The sequence below is a fragment of the Paraburkholderia sp. BR10954 genome (genome assembly GCF_040965775.1).
GTDB lineage: Bacteria > Pseudomonadota > Gammaproteobacteria > Burkholderiales > Burkholderiaceae > Paraburkholderia > Paraburkholderia youngii.
Genome location: NZ_JBFRCK010000061.1, coordinates 1 through 17,088, shown reverse-complemented (window position 1 = coordinate 17,088; position 17,088 = coordinate 1). Strand labels below are relative to the sequence as shown.

Annotated in this window: 15 protein-coding genes and 5 pseudogenes; 13 read left to right on the top strand and 7 right to left on the bottom strand. The window is 61.9% G+C overall.

What is annotated here, in order from left to right; all coding sequences use genetic code 11:
• Positions 1 to 195 precede the first annotated feature (195 nt).
• Both AB4Y34_RS38310 and tnpB (AB4Y34_RS38305) read left to right on the top strand, forming a co-directional pair.
• Positions 196 to 546 carry a transposase gene (locus AB4Y34_RS38310; protein WP_368718968.1) on the top strand — a complete coding sequence of 117 codons (351 nt, stop codon included), beginning with the start codon at positions 196 to 198 and terminating at the stop codon, positions 544 to 546.
• A gap of 3 nt (positions 547 to 549) precedes the next feature.
• A complete protein-coding gene (gene tnpB / locus AB4Y34_RS38305) occupies positions 550 to 717 on the top strand; it encodes an IS66 family insertion sequence element accessory protein TnpB (protein WP_176369658.1) in 168 nt (55 codons plus the stop codon).
• 584 nt (positions 718 to 1,301) lie between these two features.
• Here tnpB (AB4Y34_RS38305) and AB4Y34_RS38300 read toward each other — a convergent pair.
• The 4 genes and pseudogenes from AB4Y34_RS38300 to AB4Y34_RS38285 all read right to left on the bottom strand — a co-directional run bounded on the left by AB4Y34_RS38300 (position 1,302) and on the right by AB4Y34_RS38285 (position 3,001).
• Positions 1,302 to 1,796: a hypothetical protein gene (locus AB4Y34_RS38300; RefSeq protein WP_309235184.1), complete on the bottom strand. Its 495-nt coding sequence runs from the start codon at positions 1,794 to 1,796 to the stop codon at positions 1,302 to 1,304.
• Between the two features lie 159 nt (positions 1,797 to 1,955).
• Positions 1,956 to 2,063 (bottom strand): annotated as a pseudogene (locus tag AB4Y34_RS38295) (hypothetical protein); the annotation flags it as partial.
• Positions 2,011 to 2,826 (bottom strand): recombinase family protein, encoded by an 816-nt coding sequence (locus AB4Y34_RS38290; protein ID WP_368718965.1) that lies wholly within the window; start codon positions 2,824 to 2,826, stop codon positions 2,011 to 2,013. The pseudogene AB4Y34_RS38295 and the gene AB4Y34_RS38290, both read right to left, overlap by 53 nt.
• The gene (locus AB4Y34_RS38285) at positions 2,804 to 3,001 is read right to left on the bottom strand and encodes a hypothetical protein (protein WP_176369659.1); all 198 of its coding nucleotides are present in this window, start codon (positions 2,999 to 3,001) and stop codon (positions 2,804 to 2,806) included. The genes AB4Y34_RS38290 and AB4Y34_RS38285 overlap by 23 nt, the downstream gene beginning before the upstream one ends.
• A gap of 30 nt (positions 3,002 to 3,031) precedes the next feature.
• On the opposite strand from AB4Y34_RS38285, the pseudogene tnpB (AB4Y34_RS38280) reads away from it, so the two are divergent.
• The 4 genes and pseudogenes from tnpB (AB4Y34_RS38280) to tnpC form a co-directional block, all read left to right on the top strand.
• Positions 3,032 to 3,400: pseudogene (gene tnpB, locus AB4Y34_RS38280) on the top strand (IS66 family insertion sequence element accessory protein TnpB); the annotation flags it as partial.
• Positions 3,401 to 3,550: 150 nt separating this feature from the next.
• Positions 3,551 to 4,825: pseudogene (locus AB4Y34_RS38275) on the top strand (IS66 family transposase); the annotation flags it as partial.
• Between the two features lie 156 nt (positions 4,826 to 4,981).
• Positions 4,982 to 7,950 (top strand): annotated as a pseudogene (locus AB4Y34_RS38270) (Tn3 family transposase).
• Entirely contained in the window at positions 7,893 to 8,327 is a 435-nt protein-coding gene (tnpC, locus tag AB4Y34_RS38265; RefSeq protein WP_368718967.1) for a Tn3 family transposase post-transcriptional regulator TnpC, read from the top strand. The pseudogene AB4Y34_RS38270 and the gene tnpC overlap by 58 nt, the downstream one beginning before the upstream one ends.
• A 66-nt stretch (positions 8,328 to 8,393) precedes the next feature.
• Here the strand turns inward: tnpC and AB4Y34_RS38260 are convergent, their stop codons facing one another.
• Positions 8,394 to 8,669 carry a tyrosine-type recombinase/integrase gene (locus tag AB4Y34_RS38260; RefSeq protein WP_368718964.1) on the bottom strand — a complete coding sequence of 92 codons (276 nt, stop codon included), beginning with the start codon at positions 8,667 to 8,669 and terminating at the stop codon, positions 8,394 to 8,396.
• A gap of 142 nt (positions 8,670 to 8,811) precedes the next feature.
• Here AB4Y34_RS38260 and AB4Y34_RS38255 point away from each other — a divergent pair, with 142 nt between their 5' ends.
• From AB4Y34_RS38255 to AB4Y34_RS38225, 7 genes and pseudogenes are all read left to right on the top strand, one after another.
• Entirely contained in the window at positions 8,812 to 9,414 is a 603-nt protein-coding gene (locus AB4Y34_RS38255) for a hypothetical protein (protein ID WP_255215286.1), read from the top strand.
• A gap of 115 nt (positions 9,415 to 9,529) precedes the next feature.
• Positions 9,530 to 10,549: pseudogene (locus tag AB4Y34_RS38250) on the top strand (IS110 family transposase).
• A gap of 358 nt (positions 10,550 to 10,907) precedes the next feature.
• A complete protein-coding gene (locus AB4Y34_RS38245) occupies positions 10,908 to 12,404 on the top strand; it encodes a DNA primase small subunit domain-containing protein (protein ID WP_368718963.1) in 1,497 nt (498 codons plus the stop codon).
• Positions 12,304 to 12,582: a DEAD/DEAH box helicase family protein gene (locus AB4Y34_RS38240; protein ID WP_368718962.1), complete on the top strand. Its 279-nt coding sequence runs from the start codon at positions 12,304 to 12,306 to the stop codon at positions 12,580 to 12,582. The genes AB4Y34_RS38245 and AB4Y34_RS38240 overlap by 101 nt, the downstream gene beginning before the upstream one ends.
• A complete protein-coding gene (locus tag AB4Y34_RS38235; RefSeq protein WP_368718961.1) occupies positions 12,548 to 13,348 on the top strand; it encodes a DEAD/DEAH box helicase in 801 nt (266 codons plus the stop codon). The genes AB4Y34_RS38240 and AB4Y34_RS38235 overlap by 35 nt, the downstream gene beginning before the upstream one ends.
• 309 nt (positions 13,349 to 13,657) lie before the next feature.
• The gene (locus tag AB4Y34_RS38230) at positions 13,658 to 14,524 is read left to right on the top strand and encodes a DNA-binding protein (RefSeq protein WP_368718966.1); all 867 of its coding nucleotides are present in this window, start codon (positions 13,658 to 13,660) and stop codon (positions 14,522 to 14,524) included.
• Between the two features lie 167 nt (positions 14,525 to 14,691).
• Positions 14,692 to 15,897, top strand: a complete 1,206-nt coding sequence (locus AB4Y34_RS38225; protein ID WP_368718960.1) for a hypothetical protein — start codon at positions 14,692 to 14,694, stop codon at positions 15,895 to 15,897.
• A 462-nt stretch (positions 15,898 to 16,359) separates the two neighbouring features.
• On the opposite strand, the gene AB4Y34_RS38220 is transcribed toward AB4Y34_RS38225, so the two are convergent.
• The gene (locus tag AB4Y34_RS38220) at positions 16,360 to 16,815 is read right to left on the bottom strand and encodes an autotransporter domain-containing protein (protein WP_368718959.1); all 456 of its coding nucleotides are present in this window, start codon (positions 16,813 to 16,815) and stop codon (positions 16,360 to 16,362) included.
• Positions 16,816 to 16,878: 63 nt separating this feature from the next.
• A partial coding sequence (locus AB4Y34_RS38215) for a hypothetical protein (protein WP_368718958.1) occupies positions 16,879 to 17,088 on the bottom strand: 210 nt, incomplete at its 5' end.

Here is a 17,088-nt window from a genome sequence, read left to right as displayed (position 1 = left end):
TGCGTCCGGCCTTCACCAGCTCGACCAGTTGCGCCCGAAATTCCGCCGGGTACGGGGTACGATGCTTGGCCATAATCGGCACCTCCTTCTCCAAAGGATAGATGTCCGTTTTTGCGGGTCAATCTCAGGAGATTACTTTGTCACCTGAGATAGCAACAGCAGCCAACGGACGCGTAAAGGCGCCCCCAAACACCCATCGAGTTTCGACGAGGGCTCGCAAAGCTGGCGTGTGAACCGGGTGTCTCGGTCACACGACTGACTTTGGAACACGGGCTCAATACGAACCTGTTGTTCAAATGGCATCGCGCTTATCAAGCGGGTCAGTATGAGCCGGCGCCACTGCTGCCCGTAGAAGTGGCGCATGAGGAACACACGCTAGAGAGCGCGGTTGCGTTGCCTGTTCAGTCGCAGAGCAATGCCCAGCCGGTCGTCGCGGGTGCGATCGAGATTTGCGTCGGCATCGCACGCGTGCGCATTGAGGGCACGCCCGACGCAGCCACCCTGCGTGTTGTGTTGCGTACGTTGCGTGCCCGCTGCGGAGGCTGAGACGTGATCGGTCTTCCTGCCGGCACGCGTGTGTGGCTGGCTGCCAGCGTGACCGACATGCAGGCCGGATTCAACAGTCTCGCCGCCAAGGTGCAGACCGTGCTTGAACGGGATCCGTTCTGCGGGCACGTCTTCGTGTTCCGCGGCAAACGCGGGAGTCTCGTGACATAGTGCATCCTTTGTTTAGAAGCCCGGCAGCTTGAGTGACTTCTCTGCTTCCTGTTGAGTCTTGAAGTGAGGCGGCCGCCGTTCCTTGATGGCCCGTACACCTTCCCTGACGGCTTCGGAATCGAGCGCAGCAACAGGGACCTGCCAGGGCGCGGAGGGCATGAGTTGGGTCGCAGGCAGTATTCCCTCACGTATCAGACGGTGAATCGAGCTCCCGGAAATTCCCAGTCCGTGAGGCCTCTTCCACGCAGATCGTCTCCGCATGTGATGCCATCGGATCGAATGGCGCAATGCCCAGCCGTTCACGCAGTTCGGTAACACGAACCGTGGTCTAGGTCTTTCCGTCTGGCGATTTGCGTCGCATGCGGTTCATGGTAACCGCAAGCTCCCTGTCTGGCCACTGCCCACCAAGCTTGCGCATGACCTCAACAGCGCTGAAGTGTTGACTGGATGGATATCGACCAACATTCACGCGTGCGACTCGCAGCTCCGTGTGCCGCCCCCCCCCCCGTCCAAATGAACCGTGGCGATCGCTTCATTCGTGCTGTCGTCTAGATCAATCACGACTTCCTGAATGAGAATACGGGTCAGCGCTGCTTCGTTCGCATGTCGGTGCCCGGCGCATTCCACGCCGCTGGGAGATCGTGCGCGAGCGTCATCAGCTGTGCCTGGTCGATCGCCGGCCGGCTTGCGACCTCGCGGTCCAGAAGCGCTGCGCGCTCTTCAAGGTGAGCGACACGTTCAAGGGCCGCATTCCAGCGTGCTTCAAGCTCACGTGCAACCAACCGCTTCGTCGGATCGACGACCTCATACCGGCGCGCAGCAACAGCTGCATCGTAGCGTGCTTCCCCGAGCTCACAGGCCAACGCGCGACGCACATCGTCATCTGCGCGCGATGTTTGCTCTGTAGCGCGAATGGCCGCTTCCACCGCATGTTCCGAAACTGCTTCGATAATTGCCGCCGCCACTGCTTTGTCGACACGTACTCCACCGATTCCAATGCAGAGAATCGCTCCGACATGTGCCTCGTCGCGGCGGCAGTAATAGCGATGCGCGTGACCGGCTCTCATGCCGTAGTTCACTCGCATCCTTCGACCGCATCGGCCACATCGCGCCAGGCCAGTCAACAATGCCCGCCCGCCACGAGCAGATCGGCGGGAAGCCCGCTTCTTCATGTGTGTGTTCTCGGCAATCATCCTTTGATGCTCCTCGAACTGATCCCACGTGATATAGCCCGGATGGTGGTCTCGCAACAGGACGCTCCAGTCCTTCATCGGCTTCGAGTGGCCCTCGGTCTTACGAGCCCGTCCGTCGACGACGGCAGTGCGTTGCGTCGTCCTTCCAAACACATACGCCCCAGCATAAACCGGATGTTCCCGCATCTGCACGACCGTGTGATATGCAGGCCGGCTCCCATTCGATCCGGATGCCAGCAGGGCCGTGCCGCGTTGCAGGCAGCTTGACATTGGATTGTATGGCCCATAGCAGCACCTGCCGGGCACTGCCGAGTTCACGGAACTTACGGAAGAGCACCCGGATGAACTCGGCAACCCGTTCATCTGGATCCATCTCGATCTGCCCAAGTTTGTTCCAGCAGCAGCCCGGGGGCAGCGCAAAGCGCAATTCGCCACGCCGGGCCTTTGAATCACGCGCGGCGATGCCACGCTGCCGCAGCAGACTGAGTTCGTACTCCGACATCGTGCCTTTGAGTCCGAGCAGGAGTCGGTCGTTGACCAGCCTGGGGGCATAAATACCGTCGTGATCAACCGCGACCGTGCTGACCAGCGCGCAAAGATCATTGAGATGGTGCCAATCGCGACCGTTGCGCGCAAGTCGTGAAGCCTCGAGACAGAACACAGCGCCAACGGATCCTGCACACACTGACGCGACCAGCTTCTGGAACCCGGGACGTTCGATACTGCCGGAACCCGAACGTCCAAGGTCGTCGCCGATCGTCGTCACTGAAGCAAAGCCCATGGCTCGTGCCGATTCGGCGAGCGCGTACTGACGATTCTGGCTCTCAGTGTCCTCCACTACCTGGCTCATGGTTGACTGCCGGACGTAAACCACCGCGCCTCGGCAGAGATGTTCAGCGGAGATCTTCTGGCTCAACACGACCTCCCCGGTCGGGTGTGTTCACCGGCTTGCCCAGTGCTTCCAGCAGAAGTGCCGCGAGCGCGTCGATCACTTCGTGCCGCTGATTCCCCACTATGGCTGCGTTGAAGGTGGGGTCTCGGTGCAGGTCCAGCGGAAGTTGTAAGCCGGGGTCTCTTTGCAGTCGTCTCATCGGAATGGCCCTCCGTTGACAGAGGTTTCGATGATCCTCCTGCGGCGGAGTGGCGTTTCCGATCAGACAGGACGCGGTACAGGAAGGCCAGCGCTTCAGCGCTTACTTGCGGCGCGCCGAGCGTCATTGCCGCGCATATCGACGCATCGAGCATCCAGGCTGGCAGTTCGCGGGAGATATGTTGCGGAACGTCGAGGTGAACCATCTGATTCCCACGGCGCCCCGTACGGCGGACCAGCCTGTGTTCCTGGCCGTAGGCGGGATGCCAGCGGTATGCGATCAACACCACTTGCGATCGTTATGTTGAATGTCGTGCGGCTTGGCGACCTGCTCAAAGTGCTGTGGTGGAGTGGCGATGGCATGTGCCTGCTGATGAGGCGACTCGAGAAGGGGCGCTTCGTATGCGCCTCAAGCCGACGGTGGCGTTATCTGCCTGAGCCCGGCGCAACCGTCGATGCTGCTGGAAGGAATCGACTGGCGGCAACGGACGAGAACGGCACGACCGACCTCAGCGTTGTAAAGGCCGTTGCCGGCGCGCAAACTGCCCGCATGACGCGCGCGAGCCCACTTCCCGACGATGTCGAAACGCTGAAGGCGATGCTGCTCAGCCAGGAGGTGGCGCTGCGCGAGCGCGACGCGCAGGTGTTCAAACTGCAGGAAACGGTCGACTCGCAACAAGCCGCGCTGGCCTCGAGCACAGCCGAGGTCGAACACCTGAAGCTGCTCATTGCCAAGCTGCGCCGTATGCAGTTCGGTCGCAAGGCGGAGAAGCTGGACCATCAGATCGAGCAACTCGAGCTGCGCCTCGAAGAGCTTGAGGCCGACAAAGGGGCGGCGCCAGTCGAAATCCCGAAGGCGCCCCGCACGGCTGTGGAACAGGCACCGCGCAAGCCACTGCCAGAACATCTGCCTCGCGATGTCCAAATGCACTTGCCCGAATCTGCCGGGAAGTGCTCGGAGTGCGGTGGCCGGATGAAGTCGCTAGGCGAAGATGTCGCAGAACAGCTTGAGTACGTACCGGCCAGCTTCCGGGTCATCCGTCATGTGCGCCCGAAGTTTGCGTGCGTGTGTTGCGATCACATCTCTCAGGCACCTGCACCGAGCCGTCCCATCGAACGCGGTCTCGCCGGCCCAGGGCTGCTCGCACATGTGCTGGTCTCGAAGTTCGCAGACCACGTACCGCTTTACCCGCAATCGATCACGTACGCACGAGAAGGCGTCGAGCTTGATCGCTCGCTGCTTGCGAAGTGGGTCGGTCACGCGGCGACGCTGCTGCAGCCGCTCGTTGAAACACTACGTCGTCACGTGATGTCGGCGACGAAACTGCACGCCGACGACACACCGGTTCCAGTGCTTGCACCGGACAACGGCAAGACGAAGACCGGCCGCCTGTGGGTGTACGTGCGCGATGATCGTGCATCGGCCGACATGACGCCACCGGCGGTGTGGTTCGCCTATACGCCGGATCGCAAGGGCATCCATCCGCAGCAGCACCTCGAGTCGTTCAACGGCACACTGCAAGCCGACGCATACGGTGGCTACCGGGCCATCTACCAAACCGGCCGCGTCACGGAGGCAGCTTGCTGGGCGCGCGCTCGACGACAATTCTATGAATTGCACGCAGCGCGCCCCAATGCGTTGAACACCGAAGCGCTCGAGCGTATCGGCACGCTCTACAGAATTGAGGGGACGATCAGGGGCAAGCCGCCCGACGAGCGCCGTGCGCATCGCCAGGAGCATGCGCGGCCGCTACTCGATCAATTCCAGGCGTGGCTCGCAACGACGCTGGAGACGAGTCGAGCGATCCTCTATGCGCTGGACCGGTGAAAGCGCTCACCCTAGGGAAGCGGCAAGGTAAGCGTAAATTCCTATCATAAGCTTTGGGGTTATAAAGACGCGCGGAATCATTTCGAACTGACCTGGTAACGACCGATTTTCTTCGGCTAATCTGAGCGGCCCGCTGCGATGAGGACGACTCGCATGGCCACCATCGAACGTACTGCCTATCCGCGCTTTCCCAAGGTCCTTGCCACGCGGGACCTGCAACCCTGCTACACGCCCTACCCGATGAACTGGAATGGGCGCGACGGTCGTCCCGGGGCCAGCGCCCCGGCTGGGTCTGCTGGTGCTCCTGAAAGTCTTCCAGCAGATGCATCATTTCCCGTCGCTCGACAGCGTCCCGGCGGCCGTCGTCGAACACGTGCGCGCGGCGGCAAATATCGGTCCCGCAGTACGCTCCGGTTATGACACGCAGGCATCGCCCACGCTGTTCCGGCATTACGCCGCAGTTCGCGAGCACCTCGGTGTCAAGCCGTACTACGGCACCGACGCGGGCACGATCGCGACGCGCGCCGCACATACGGCTGCGCTGTCCATGGACCAGCCGGTCGACATTATCAATGCCACGATCGATGAACTGATCGCGCAGGATATCGAACTACCGGCTTTCTTGACGCTGGATCGGATTACCGAGCAGATCCATGCAAAGACCCAGGCGCGGCTTTTCCGGCGGGTCGCTCGACGCCTGACCGATGAACAGAAGAATAATCTGGACCGTCTGCTGGCCCGCGACCTGTCGAGCCGGCAGACCGCCTACAATCGCATCAAGCGCCACACGAGGCGGCCATCGCGGCAGCACCTGGACCTGTTGATTGATCAGATCACCTGGCTCGACGAGATCGGGGACTTCACGATTGCGCTCGCCGGCGTCCCGGCATCAAAGCTGCGCTCACTGGCCATGCAGGCGATGGCACTCGACGCGTCCGCCCTCCGGAAAGACACCCTTCCCGAGAAACGCTACACATTGATCGTGGCGCTGCTTAATCGCATGCGCGTGCATGTTCGTGCGTCGTATGGGTGCGATCCACAATCGCGCGCGAGCGACGAACTGGAGATCGTTCAGCGCAGGCAGCGTGACAAGGTCGAGGATCTCATGGTCCTGCTCGATGGCGTCGTCGACATTCTTTCTGACGAGTCCGACGAAAGGACGATCGCGCAGTCCATACGAAAATGGCTTGCACCGAAAGGCGACCTCGAACCGCTGCGTGAGAGCTGTGCCGAGATCCGCGCGTTCAGCGGCCGCAATCACCTGCCGCTGCTCTGGAAGCATTTCCGGGCGCACCGTTCGGTCCTCATGCGTCTCGCCCGCACGCTCGAATGGGATTCCACGAGCCAGGTACGCACGCTCCTCGATGCGCTCGGTGTCGTGCTGGAGAACGAAACGTTACACCGCGAATGGATCGATGCCGATGTGGACCTGAGTTTCGCCGCGGCGCGCTGGCGCAAGCTTGTGCGGCGCTCCCATGTTGAAGGGGCGCCGACCAACCGGCGCTATCTTGAGCTGTGCGTGTTCTCGTACATGGCTGAGGAACTGCGCGTCGGCGATCTGTGCGTGTCCGGGTCCGATGCCTACGCCGACTATCGCGACCACCTGCTGCCGTGGTGACACTGTGAGCAGCAGTTGCCCGACTACTGCGCGAAAGTCGGCCTGCCGGAAACGGGCAGCGAATTCGTTACCCAACTGCGTCAGTGGTTGACTGACGCAGCGCACAAGCTTGACGACGAGTATCCGCGCAAGCGCGAACATGTCACGATCGACCAGAAAGGTGAGCCAATCCTGCGCAAGACAATCGCTAGGGAAATTCCAGCCACTGCGATCGCCCTGCAGGAGCGGATCAATGCGCGTCTGCCGACCCGCAATGTGCTCGACATTCTCGCGAACATCGAGCACTGGACACATTTTACCCGGCACTTTGGACCATTGTCCGGGATCGATCCGCAGATACGCAAGGCGGCCGAGCGGTATTTGCTGACGATCTTCGCGATGGGCTGCAACCTGGGCACGACCCAGGCGGCACGGCATCTCGATACCGACGTGACGGCGCACATGCTGTCATTCGTGAACCGTCGGCATATGAATCTGGACAGGCTCGAGGCCGCGCAGCGCGAGTTGATCGAGCTATACCTGCGACTCGATCTGCCAAAGCACTGGGGCGACGGCAAGACGGTAGCGGCCGACGGCACGCAGTACGACTTCTACGACAACAACCGGCTGGCCGGCTATCACTTCCGATACCGGAAAATGGGTGCGGTCGCCTACCGCCACGTCGCCGACAACTATATCGCGGTATTCCGGCATTTCATCCCGCCGGGCGTCTGGGAAGCGATCTATGTAATCGAAGGGCTGCTCAAGGCCGGCCTGTCCGTCAAGGCCGACACCGTGCATGCGGATACGCAGGGACAATCGGCCGCCGTGTTTGCGTTCACCCATCTGCTCGGCATCAAGCTGATGAATCCGCAACTGGAAAGACCTCGTGCTGTACCGCCCGCACAGCGATGCGAAGTACAGGCATATCGACGGGCTTTTCACGGCGACCATCGACTGGGTGCTGATCGAACGGCACTGGCAGGAGCTCATGCAGGTGGCGGTGTCGATCCAGGCGGGCACGATCTCTTCACCGTTGCTGCTGCGCCGCCTTGGGTCGGAGAGCCGCAAGAACCGCCTGTATCTCGCCGCACGCGAACTCGGCAATGTCGTGCGGACGGTCTTTCTCCTTGAATGGATCGGCAGCCGGGAACTGCGCCAGGACGTGACTGCAAGCACCAACAAGATAGAGTCGTACAACGGCTTCGCGAAATGGCTGTCGTTCGGCGGCGATGTGATCGCGGAGAATGAGCCGGAAGAGCAACAAAAACGGCTACGCTACAATGATCTCATTGCATCGGCCGTGATCCTGCAGAACACGGTGGACATGATGCGGGCCCTGCGCGACATGGTGACCGAGGGCGAGAAGGTCCGCATCGAGGACATCGAATTCGTGAGCCCGTATGCGACGCACAACATTCGCCGCTTCGGGCGCTACCGGCTGCATCTGGAACGTCCGCCCGAAAGCTGGATCAACGATGCCCTGTTTGGCCGGGCGGCCCGGCCTCACGACGAAATGAGGTAACGCTGGATGAGTGCGAGAGCCGCGGTGACCACCACCCGTACGGTGAAGTTGATGCCGCCGCACTGGAGGGACTGCAGTCGCGCTATGACACGACGCGGGTGCTCGATGCGGTAGATGCGCTCGACGAACTGCGCACAGGCCTTGACGATCCGGAAGGCCTGCGGGACGATCTGTTGCGCCTGCATGGCATCGTGCATGCACTCGTCAACGGCGCGAACTTCGCGGCAACAACCCGGGACGCGTCGATTGTCAAGCAGATCGAGGACGTGCTTGACCAGATCGATCACTATGTCGCCGGACTTTTATCGATCCGCGATGTACTGCGCCCGCTCGAAGCGCTCCGCCATGAAGATCTGGCTGATCCGGATCGCGATTGAGCTTGCAGCGAATCTCGCCCGGTACGTATCCGTTACGGGATATGGAGTAACGCCTCGATCCAGCGGTTATGGCGCAGGCAATGCGATGACGGGTAGCTCCTGCACGGTCGTACCTGGTGTTGCGAGTGCCGATTCGATGCGGTGTTGCGCGAACGGATCGGCGGCATCGATGTAGCGCATCGCGGAACGCACGTCTTTCCAGCCAACGTACTGCATCAGCATCTTCAGATCCCAGCCGTTCGAGCTGGCCCACGTTGCGAAGCCCCGCCGTAGCGAATGGCTGCTGTAGCTGTCCGGCGCGGCCAGGCCTGCTGCATGGAAAAGCACACGCAACAGCGGCACGAAGCTGCCTGCATGCAGTCCCTCGTCGCTGATGTTTCCCCAGCGGTCTATGCTCCGGAATACGGGTCCTTCCGTCAGGCCGGACGCCGCAATCCACGCCTCGCAGGCCGCCACCGGACACAGGCGTGAAAGCGCCGGGGCCTTGAAGGTCGTGCCCAGCTGCGCGGTCGCCTTTCGTGCGGGGCAGGTACAGCGTCATGCCGCGGCCCGCCTCAACGGCTACGTGCTCGATCTGCAGCCGACTGAGTTCGTCCGAGCGAAACCCGCGCCAGAAACCCAGCAGCACCAGCGCCCGGTTGCGAATGCACGGGAGTCGCTCGTGCCCGTCGGCTTCCCTGGTGATCTGCTGATCGAGCCAGGCCGTGAGCTTTTCGAGCTGTGCGAGTTGCATGGGCTTCGCCCGCTTCTCGCTTGCGGGATGCAGCGCGACGATACCCCTGAGAACCTTGCGCACATGTGGGGCCTTCGTCGGATCCGGAAAACCCTGCGTCTGATGCCATTGCGCGAGCGCTGCAAGCCGCGAGCGCAGGGTATTGACCGACAGGGTTTCTGCGTGATCGGCAAGGTACCGCGCAATCATCTCAGCGCTCGCGGGCAGAAAGCCGCCCCATTCAACCTCGAAATGCCGAAGCGCCGACTGGTAACTGCGCCGGGTGTTTTCGCGCGTCGCGGCTTCGACGTAGCGATCGATGGCAGACATGGCTCGTGGGTAAAATCAGGTGATCTGTATCGGAGAATGAAATGAACGCGTCCCACCCCGTTACCGAGTGAGCAAAGGAAGGAGGATCCTCACGGGCCAACGGCATCGATGTGCCCAAGGTGGAAAATGCGAAGTTCCAAGGCAACCGGAGGATCCAGTGATCAATGGTACGGCAGTCGGCGTCGATATCGCGAAGTCGGTGTTTCAGGTGCATTACGTCGATCAGGAAACCGGCGAGATCGTGAACAAGCCGGTCAAGCGGGCGAAGTTTCTCGAATTCTTCGCGAACCGTGCGCCGTGCGTGATCGGGATGGAAGCGTGCGGCGGAGCGCACCACTGGGCCCGGCAACTGACAAAGATGGGCCATCAGGTAAAGCTGATGGCGGCGGAGTTCGTGAAGGCGTTCAACATCAGGAATAAGAATGATGCGGCGGATGCCAGGGCGATCTGGCTGGCTGTGCAACAACCCGGCAAGCCGGTGGCGGTGAAGACCGAGATGCAGCAGGCCATGCTGGCACTGCACCGGATGCGGCAGCAATTGATCAAGTTTCGCACGATGCAGAGCAACGGACTAAGAGGATTGCTGACGGAATACGGCGAAGTCATGAGCAAGAGTCGGGACAAGCTGGACAAGGAAATACCCGCCGTGTTTGAGCGGATTGCTGAGCGTCTGCCTGCTTCATTGATCGATACATTTCGCGAACAGTAGAGCGGCTTGGCAAAGCTGGACGAGCAGATTGCAGAGATCGAGCGGCGCATGCGCGAGTGGAAAAAGGAAGACAAGGCGGTGAAGGCGATCAGCGAGATTCCTGGAGTCGGACTGCTCACGGCAACCGCAGCCGTGGCGATGATGGGTGATGCGAAGGCATTCCGGTCTGGCCGCGAGTTTGCGGCATGGGCCGGTCTTGTACCGAAGCAGACAGGCTCCGGCGGCAAGGTGAACCTGCACGGTATATCGAAGCGCGGCGATACCTATCTACGCACACTGCTAATTCACGGCGCACGAGCAGTATTGACGCATGCGAAGGAGCCCGGCCGGTGGATCGAGCAGATGCAGAAGCGCAGGCCGAAGAATGTGGTGATCGTCGCGCTAGCCAACAAGATGGCGCGGACGATCTGGGCGGTGCTAGCCCATGACCGGCCGTACCAAAGGGGATATGTGAGCGCGAAACCTGTTTGAGCGACCCGCGCCATGTAGCAGTTCAACGTTTAACACAGGGATGAGCGTCGAAAGGTTGCGCAGCAATCGAGTGTGATGACAGGCCTGGTAGGACCGGGACTCACGAAACCTGAATATCATCGAGAGCCTTGAGCTCGCTAGGAGAATGAGGCGTGGGTCAGCGGATTTCATAGGGGGCCGCGACGGCAGTATCGTCTGCAACAAGCCCGGATATAGAGATGCAACCCATCCTTGTCTGTCTGAAACTCACGAAAGCTGTTGCAAACGGGACGCGTTCATATAGACGATGATATGCAACAACGAACGTGTGCGCCAGCCGGCGTGCTCGATGGGAGCCAGGGTTTCGGCCGGTGAAGCGATGAACGAAGGCAAGCTGGTACAGGCAGACTGGGAAAATTTCACTCGCGAGGAGCTGCTCGCGGAGCTCACCCGCCTGCAGGCCGAAATCGCGCGGCTCACCGCCTTGCTGCCGGCAACGCCGCCGGCGCAGGCAAAGCCCGTGCGGGTGACCCGGAACGAACCATCGCCAGCAGTGCGAAACACGGGCGCCCCCGTACTTTCGCCCGAGCAGAAGGTACAGCTCTTCCGGCGGCTGTTTCGCGGCCGCACGGATGTCTATCCGCTACGCTGGGAAGGCCGTAATTCCGGAAAATCCGGCTACGCGCCGGCGTGCGCCAACGAATGGCGCGCCGGGATCTGCGAAAAGCCCCGCATCCGGTGCGCCGACTGCGGGAATCGGGTACTGCTGACGCTGGACGACCAGGTCGTCTATACGCACCTGGCCGGCGATCGCACAGTGGGCCTCTATCCGCTGATGCCGGACGGCACCTGCTACCTGCTCGCTGTCGACTTCGACGAGGAAGGCTGGCGTGAAGATGCGCAGGCGTTCCGGCAATCCTGCCTCGAGATGGACGTGCCCGTATCGCTCGAAATCTCGCGTTCAGGCAATGGCGCTCACGCGTGGATCTTCTTCTCGTCGGCCGTTGCTGCACGTGACGCGCGACGGATGGGCTCAGCCATCATCAGCCACACCTGTACCCGGACCCGTCAGCTCGAACTGACGTCCTACGACCGGCTCTTCCCGAACCAGGATGTGCTGCCCAAAGGCGGCTTCGGTAACCTCATTGCCCTGCCACTGCAGAAGCAGCCACGCGAGCATGGCTGGAGCGTGTTTGTCGATGACGGCTTTCAGCCGTACGCTGACCAGTGGTCGTATCTCGCGTCCGTGCAAACCATGGACAGCCGCGACATCGAGGGGCTGATCTTTCGCGTCACGGGCGGTGCGCACCCGCTCGACGTTGCGTTCATCGCCGAAGAGGACCAGGCCGAACCGTGGAAGCCACCGCCCGCGCAGCCGAAGCGGCTGGCCGGAACGATGCCGGCGTCGCTCACACTGACGCTCGCGAACCAGCTCTATCTTGAAAAGGCGCAGCTTCCGCAGGCACTGCTCAACCGGCTCATCCGGCTGGCCGCCTTCCAGAATCCGGAGTTCTACCGGGCCCAGGCGCGCGGCTTCAGCGTATGGGACAAGCCACGCATCATTGGGCGCGCCGAGAACTGCCCGCGCCACATTGCATTGCCGCGCGGATGCCTTGACGACGTCATGACGCTACTGCGCGATAACGACATCGCCTGCGACGTCCGCGACGAGCGCTGCACCGGCGAGCCGCTTGCAGTTCCGTTTGCCGGCACGTTGCGCGATGACCAGCAGGCGGCCGTTACCGACCTGCTGCGACACGACACCGCCATCCTGCATGCGCCGACGGCGTTCGCGCAAGACCGTGACGGCGGCCGCGATGATCGCGCAGCGTGGCGTCAACACGCTCGTGCTTGTGCACCGCAGGGAGCTGCTTGACCAGTGGCGCGAGCGTCTGCAGTCGTTTCTCGCACTCGACGCGCGCGAGATCGGCACGATCGGCGGCGGCAAGTCGAAGGCGACGGGCCGGATCGATGTCGCGATGCTGCAATCCGTGGCAACCCGATGGTGCCCGCGGCGAGTTGTTGCGGCGTTACGGCCATGTCATCGTCGATGAATGTCATCACGTCTCCGCGGATTCCTTCGAGGCCGTGCTCAAGGGCGTCAATGCACGCTACGTGCTCGGCCTGACGGCGACGCCGGTGCGACGCGACAGCCAGCAACCGGTGATGTTCATGCTGTGCGGACCGATCCGGCATGCGGCGAAATCGCCCACCGCTGCGCCGCAGGTGCTTGAGGTCTTCCCGCAAAGGCTCACCTCCGCGGTGGACGTCGCGGCCGACGCGCCAATCCAGGCGGTGTTCGCACAGCTCGCGCAGGACACACCGCGCACGCAGATGATCGCGGTGGCTGTACGTGAACAGTACGGGCAGGGGCGGAACGTGCTGGTACTCACCGAGCGGACCGACCATCTCGAAAGCCTGCAGCAGATGCTGCAAGACACGGTGCCCTCGCTGTTCGTGCTGCACGGACGGCTCGGCAGAAAAGCGCGCGCCACCCAATTGGCGGCCCTTGACGCGCTGCCCGGCGACACGCCCCGCGTCGTGCTCGCAACCGGCCGCCTGGTCGGGGAAGGCTTCGACCACCCGGCGCTGGACACGCTGGTACTGGGCATGCCGGTCGCCTGGAAGGGCACGCTGCAGCAGTACGCCGGCCGGCTGCACCGCGAGCATGCAGGCAAGACTGGCGTGCGGGTGCTCGATTACGTGGATGGCGGCCATCCGGTGCTGCTGCGCATGTGGGAGAAACGCCAGCGGGGCTACCGGGCGATGGGTTACCAGGTCCGCACGCCTGGAGAAGATGTCCAGCTCCAGCTGGCCTGAAACCGGGCAGCGAATCGGTATTCCGTACCGTTTCCGGCGGCCGGCGGCCATTTTTCGGTTCTCACATTCGATAATCCTCCTTTATCGCAGGCCAGTGGCGCCTGCATCAGGCTGCTCTTGACCATATGCGTTGATACGTATATACATGGTACGTAATACAGTACGATATTCGAGCGAGGAAGCAGATGGCCCGCACCGGTCTTACGCGCATGGACGTAAAGCGCGCCCGCGAGGCGTTGCTCGCGCAGGGGCAGCACACATCGATCGACGCGATACGTATCGCTCGGCAACACGGGCTCGAAAACCACGATCCACCGGTTCCTGAAGGAACTGGAGGAAGATGAGGGCGCGTCACTCACACGCGCCGGGTCGCTCTCGGACACGATCCAGGATCTGGTGGCCCGGCTCGCGGCCCGCCTGCATGAAGAAGCACAAGCCCTCGTCGACCAGCAGGCCGCCGCTGCGGCCGCGCAGCGCCAGCAGGCGCAGTCCGAAATCGCAAGGCTCGGCGCTGAGCTGGCCACGGTGCGAGAGCAACTCTCCGGCGCGACTGCCGCCCTTTGCGCGGAGCAAGAGGCGCACGCCGGGACTCGCGTGGCGTTGCATCAGCGCGACCTGGACGTCGAGCGGCTCACCCAGCAGGTAGGCGACCAGACGGAGCGCCTTGCCGAGCAGGAAGGCTTCCGCCTGTCGCTTGAGGACAAGCTCGTGCATGCGCGCGATGCCCTTGAGCACTTCCGCACGGCCGCGCGCGAGCAGCGCGAACAGGAAGCGCACCGACATGAGCAGCAGGTCCAGCAGGTGCAGGCTGAGCTACGTCAGGCGAACCAGACGGCCATCGTCCGGCAGAACGAGATCACACGGTTGAACCGGGACAACGCGCGGCTTGTCGCAGAAGCGACGGCCACGACCCGGCTCGCACGCGATCAGCAGGCACATGGCGAGGCGCTGCAGTCCGCCCTCAATCGTGCGCTCACCGATCGGGCGCGCGCCGAGGCCGAGCACGACGCAGCGCAGTCGAAAGCCGATGCGCGGGCAGTCGAGCTGCTCCAGGTACACGAGGCTCGCGACTCGCTCCGCGCAGACCTCACGAAGCTGGCCGCGCAGCTCGAAGCACAGCAGCAGCTCCTGGTGGACTACCGGATACGGCTGGGCGGCGCGGACGCGGCGGGCTGAAAACGCGGTATCGCGTGCCGAATGGACGTCACAATGGCAACGCGCACGCTTTTCGGCGCTTGCCATGAAGCATTTTGGCTTTCGCCCGAAGTCTCATGGCTCTGCCGGGTTGCGCGCCAGCACATTCAGCTTCTTCTCTTCCATGCGCTTCGCTACGGGAATCTGGCATGAGCGAATACCAATACTACGAGTTTGCATGCGTCGACCAGCGGCTTACGGCGACCCAGCAGGCAGAGTTGCGCAGTTTCTCCACGCGGGCCACGATCACCGCCTCGAGCTTCGTCAACGAATATCACTGGGGAAACCTCAAGGGCGACCCGCTCGAGTGGGTACAGCAATATTTCGATGCCCATGTCTACTCCTCCAACTGGGGGAGCTGCCGCCTGATTCTTCGCCTGCCGCACGGGACGTTTGACGCGGCGACCATCCGCGATTACGTCAAGGCTGGACGAAAGACGCGTTCCCGTTTCGAGAAAGCATTCGAGGCCATGGACGTCGATGACTGGTGCCTCCTCGACTGGTCGTTCAAGGATGACTCGGGCGAACATGCCCGCTTCTCGGAGGAGATGGATGGTGCGGGGTGGATGACGCGCCTGCTGCCTGTACGCGACGAGCTGCTCGGCGGCGATGCTCGCCCGCTTTATCTTGGATGGCTTGCCCGCCTCGGGAATGATGAGCTACACGATGATGAAATCGAACCGCCGGTGCCTGCGGGATTACAGGCGTTGACGCCCGCACAGGTAGCACTGGCCGAGTTTCTGATGCTGGATGCGGATTGGCTGGCCGCCGCCGCGGAGGCCAGCCCGTCATTATTGGCCCCAGAATCCAGTGGGAGCGAAGACAGTCGCTTTGATCCCTGGTTACGTGAGTTGCCGGCTGAGGAAATGCGGGCGAAACTGCGCATGCTGCTACAGGGGCGCAGCCGTGAAGCGGAGCGAACGCTTCGAAACGCTTTTCTCAAATGGTATAAGGCTAGGAATGCCAAGCAATTGAATTTGCCCCGGCGCCGTCGAATATCCGAAATCGAATCAAGGGTCGCCTCTCATCGTGCCATCCGTGGAAAAAAGGAGCAGGAAGCACGCCAAGCGGCCGAGGCCCGCTTTCGCAAGGAACGCACACGGTACCTCACATCACTTCTCGAACAGGAAGACACGGCGTGGTCAAGCATCGATGCACAACTGCGACGCACGACGGGCAGCGCCTACGATCAGGCATTCCAGAAGTTGCAGGATCTCGCCGCAGCGTATGAAAACGCCATGCAGGATGCCGTCTTCCGGCGTCGCCTAGCGCAATTGATGTCGAGTCATGGCAAGCGGGCAGCCTGGCTTGCCCGGCTGCAAAAAACGGGGTATTTGTGGCAACCCAAGTCTTAGCCTCCCTAGCCTGACCTTCTGAATCATTTCCGCAAATCTGGGATGAACTCTGAACCCACATGGCACGCCCGGCATATATGCCAATTTTCGGCGATTTGACCAAGCCAACATACCTTGGACGCCTATGACAGGAAATTGTGCTTACCTTGTTCGCCCCCCACCTCGCGCTACGCGCGCGTGTCACCGACAACACACAGCGTCCAATCGCCAGGCCGGTTCAACGGGGGCTAACGCAACATCGGTCGGGCCTCACCAAGTGTAGTGGGCCCCAATGTCGCCCCAGACACCTCTTCGGCTGCCGCTCACCGAATCGTTGATAGAGAACTGGTAACCGAACTGTCCGTACAGGCTCATACGCTGGCCGAGCTTCGCGGTCACACCTGCGGCGAAGTCCATACGCGTGAATTGCTGCGTGATCGGGACCTGCTCGGCCCCGGAGTAAGTCGTTGTGGCCCGCCCGCCTCAGTCCCGCCAGAGATTGGCGCGCATGTACGGCTGCCACACCTGTCCGTTGGCGCGCTCGATGGTCCACTGCCCACGCACGCCGAGCCGCCCGGTCACGCCCGACGCCGAGCCCGGATCGACGGAACCCAGCCCGTCATTTGCCTCGCTCAGCCCTACGTGCTGCCAGATGATCTGCGCCTGGGGTTCGAGCACGAAGCCGGGTCCAAGCGGTAAGTGGAACGGATAGCCCACTTCTAGCGACGCGGCCAATCCTGAACCCGAGACGGGCAACCGGGCGAACTGTGTCGTCGCGTTACCGTCGTAGTAGATGCCCTGCAGGATCGCGTCGACATACCATCCGCCTGGGCCGTAGTGTGTCCAGTACGCGCCGCTGGAGTACCCGTTGAGATTCACTGAGCCGGTGCGATTGAGCACATAGCCGGTCGCGGCCGCATTGGTAACGAGCCCGTCCACGTCGACGTTACTGTTGCCGCAAAAAACGCGAAATTTGCTAACGACGGGCGGCTAGATATCTCGTCACCCGTCCGCCATGCCGCCTTGAACGCGCGCCGGCTGACGGGACGTCGAAGAAGCTCCAATTTTTCGTAAACATTCGCCACTTGCTATTGCTATTGCTATTGCTATTGCTATTGCTATTGCTATTGCTATTGCTATTGCTATTGCTATTGCTATTGCTATTGCTATTGCTATTGCTATCAAGATAACACTGGTTCCGCCAATTGCACT

Excerpts from the sequence above, each read along its gene's own strand:
- AB4Y34_RS38285 (WP_176369659.1), bottom strand. The coding sequence starts at position 3,001 with ATGAGACGACTGCAAAGAGACCCCGGCTTACAACTTCCGCTGGACCTG.
- AB4Y34_RS38225 (WP_368718960.1), top strand. The coding sequence starts at position 14,692 with ATGAGCGAATACCAATACTACGAGTTTGCATGCGTCGACCAGCGGCTT.
- AB4Y34_RS38240 (WP_368718962.1), top strand. The coding sequence starts at position 12,304 with ATGCGCCGACGGCGTTCGCGCAAGACCGTGACGGCGGCCGCGATGATC.
- AB4Y34_RS38245 (WP_368718963.1), top strand. The coding sequence starts at position 10,908 with ATGAACGAAGGCAAGCTGGTACAGGCAGACTGGGAAAATTTCACTCGC.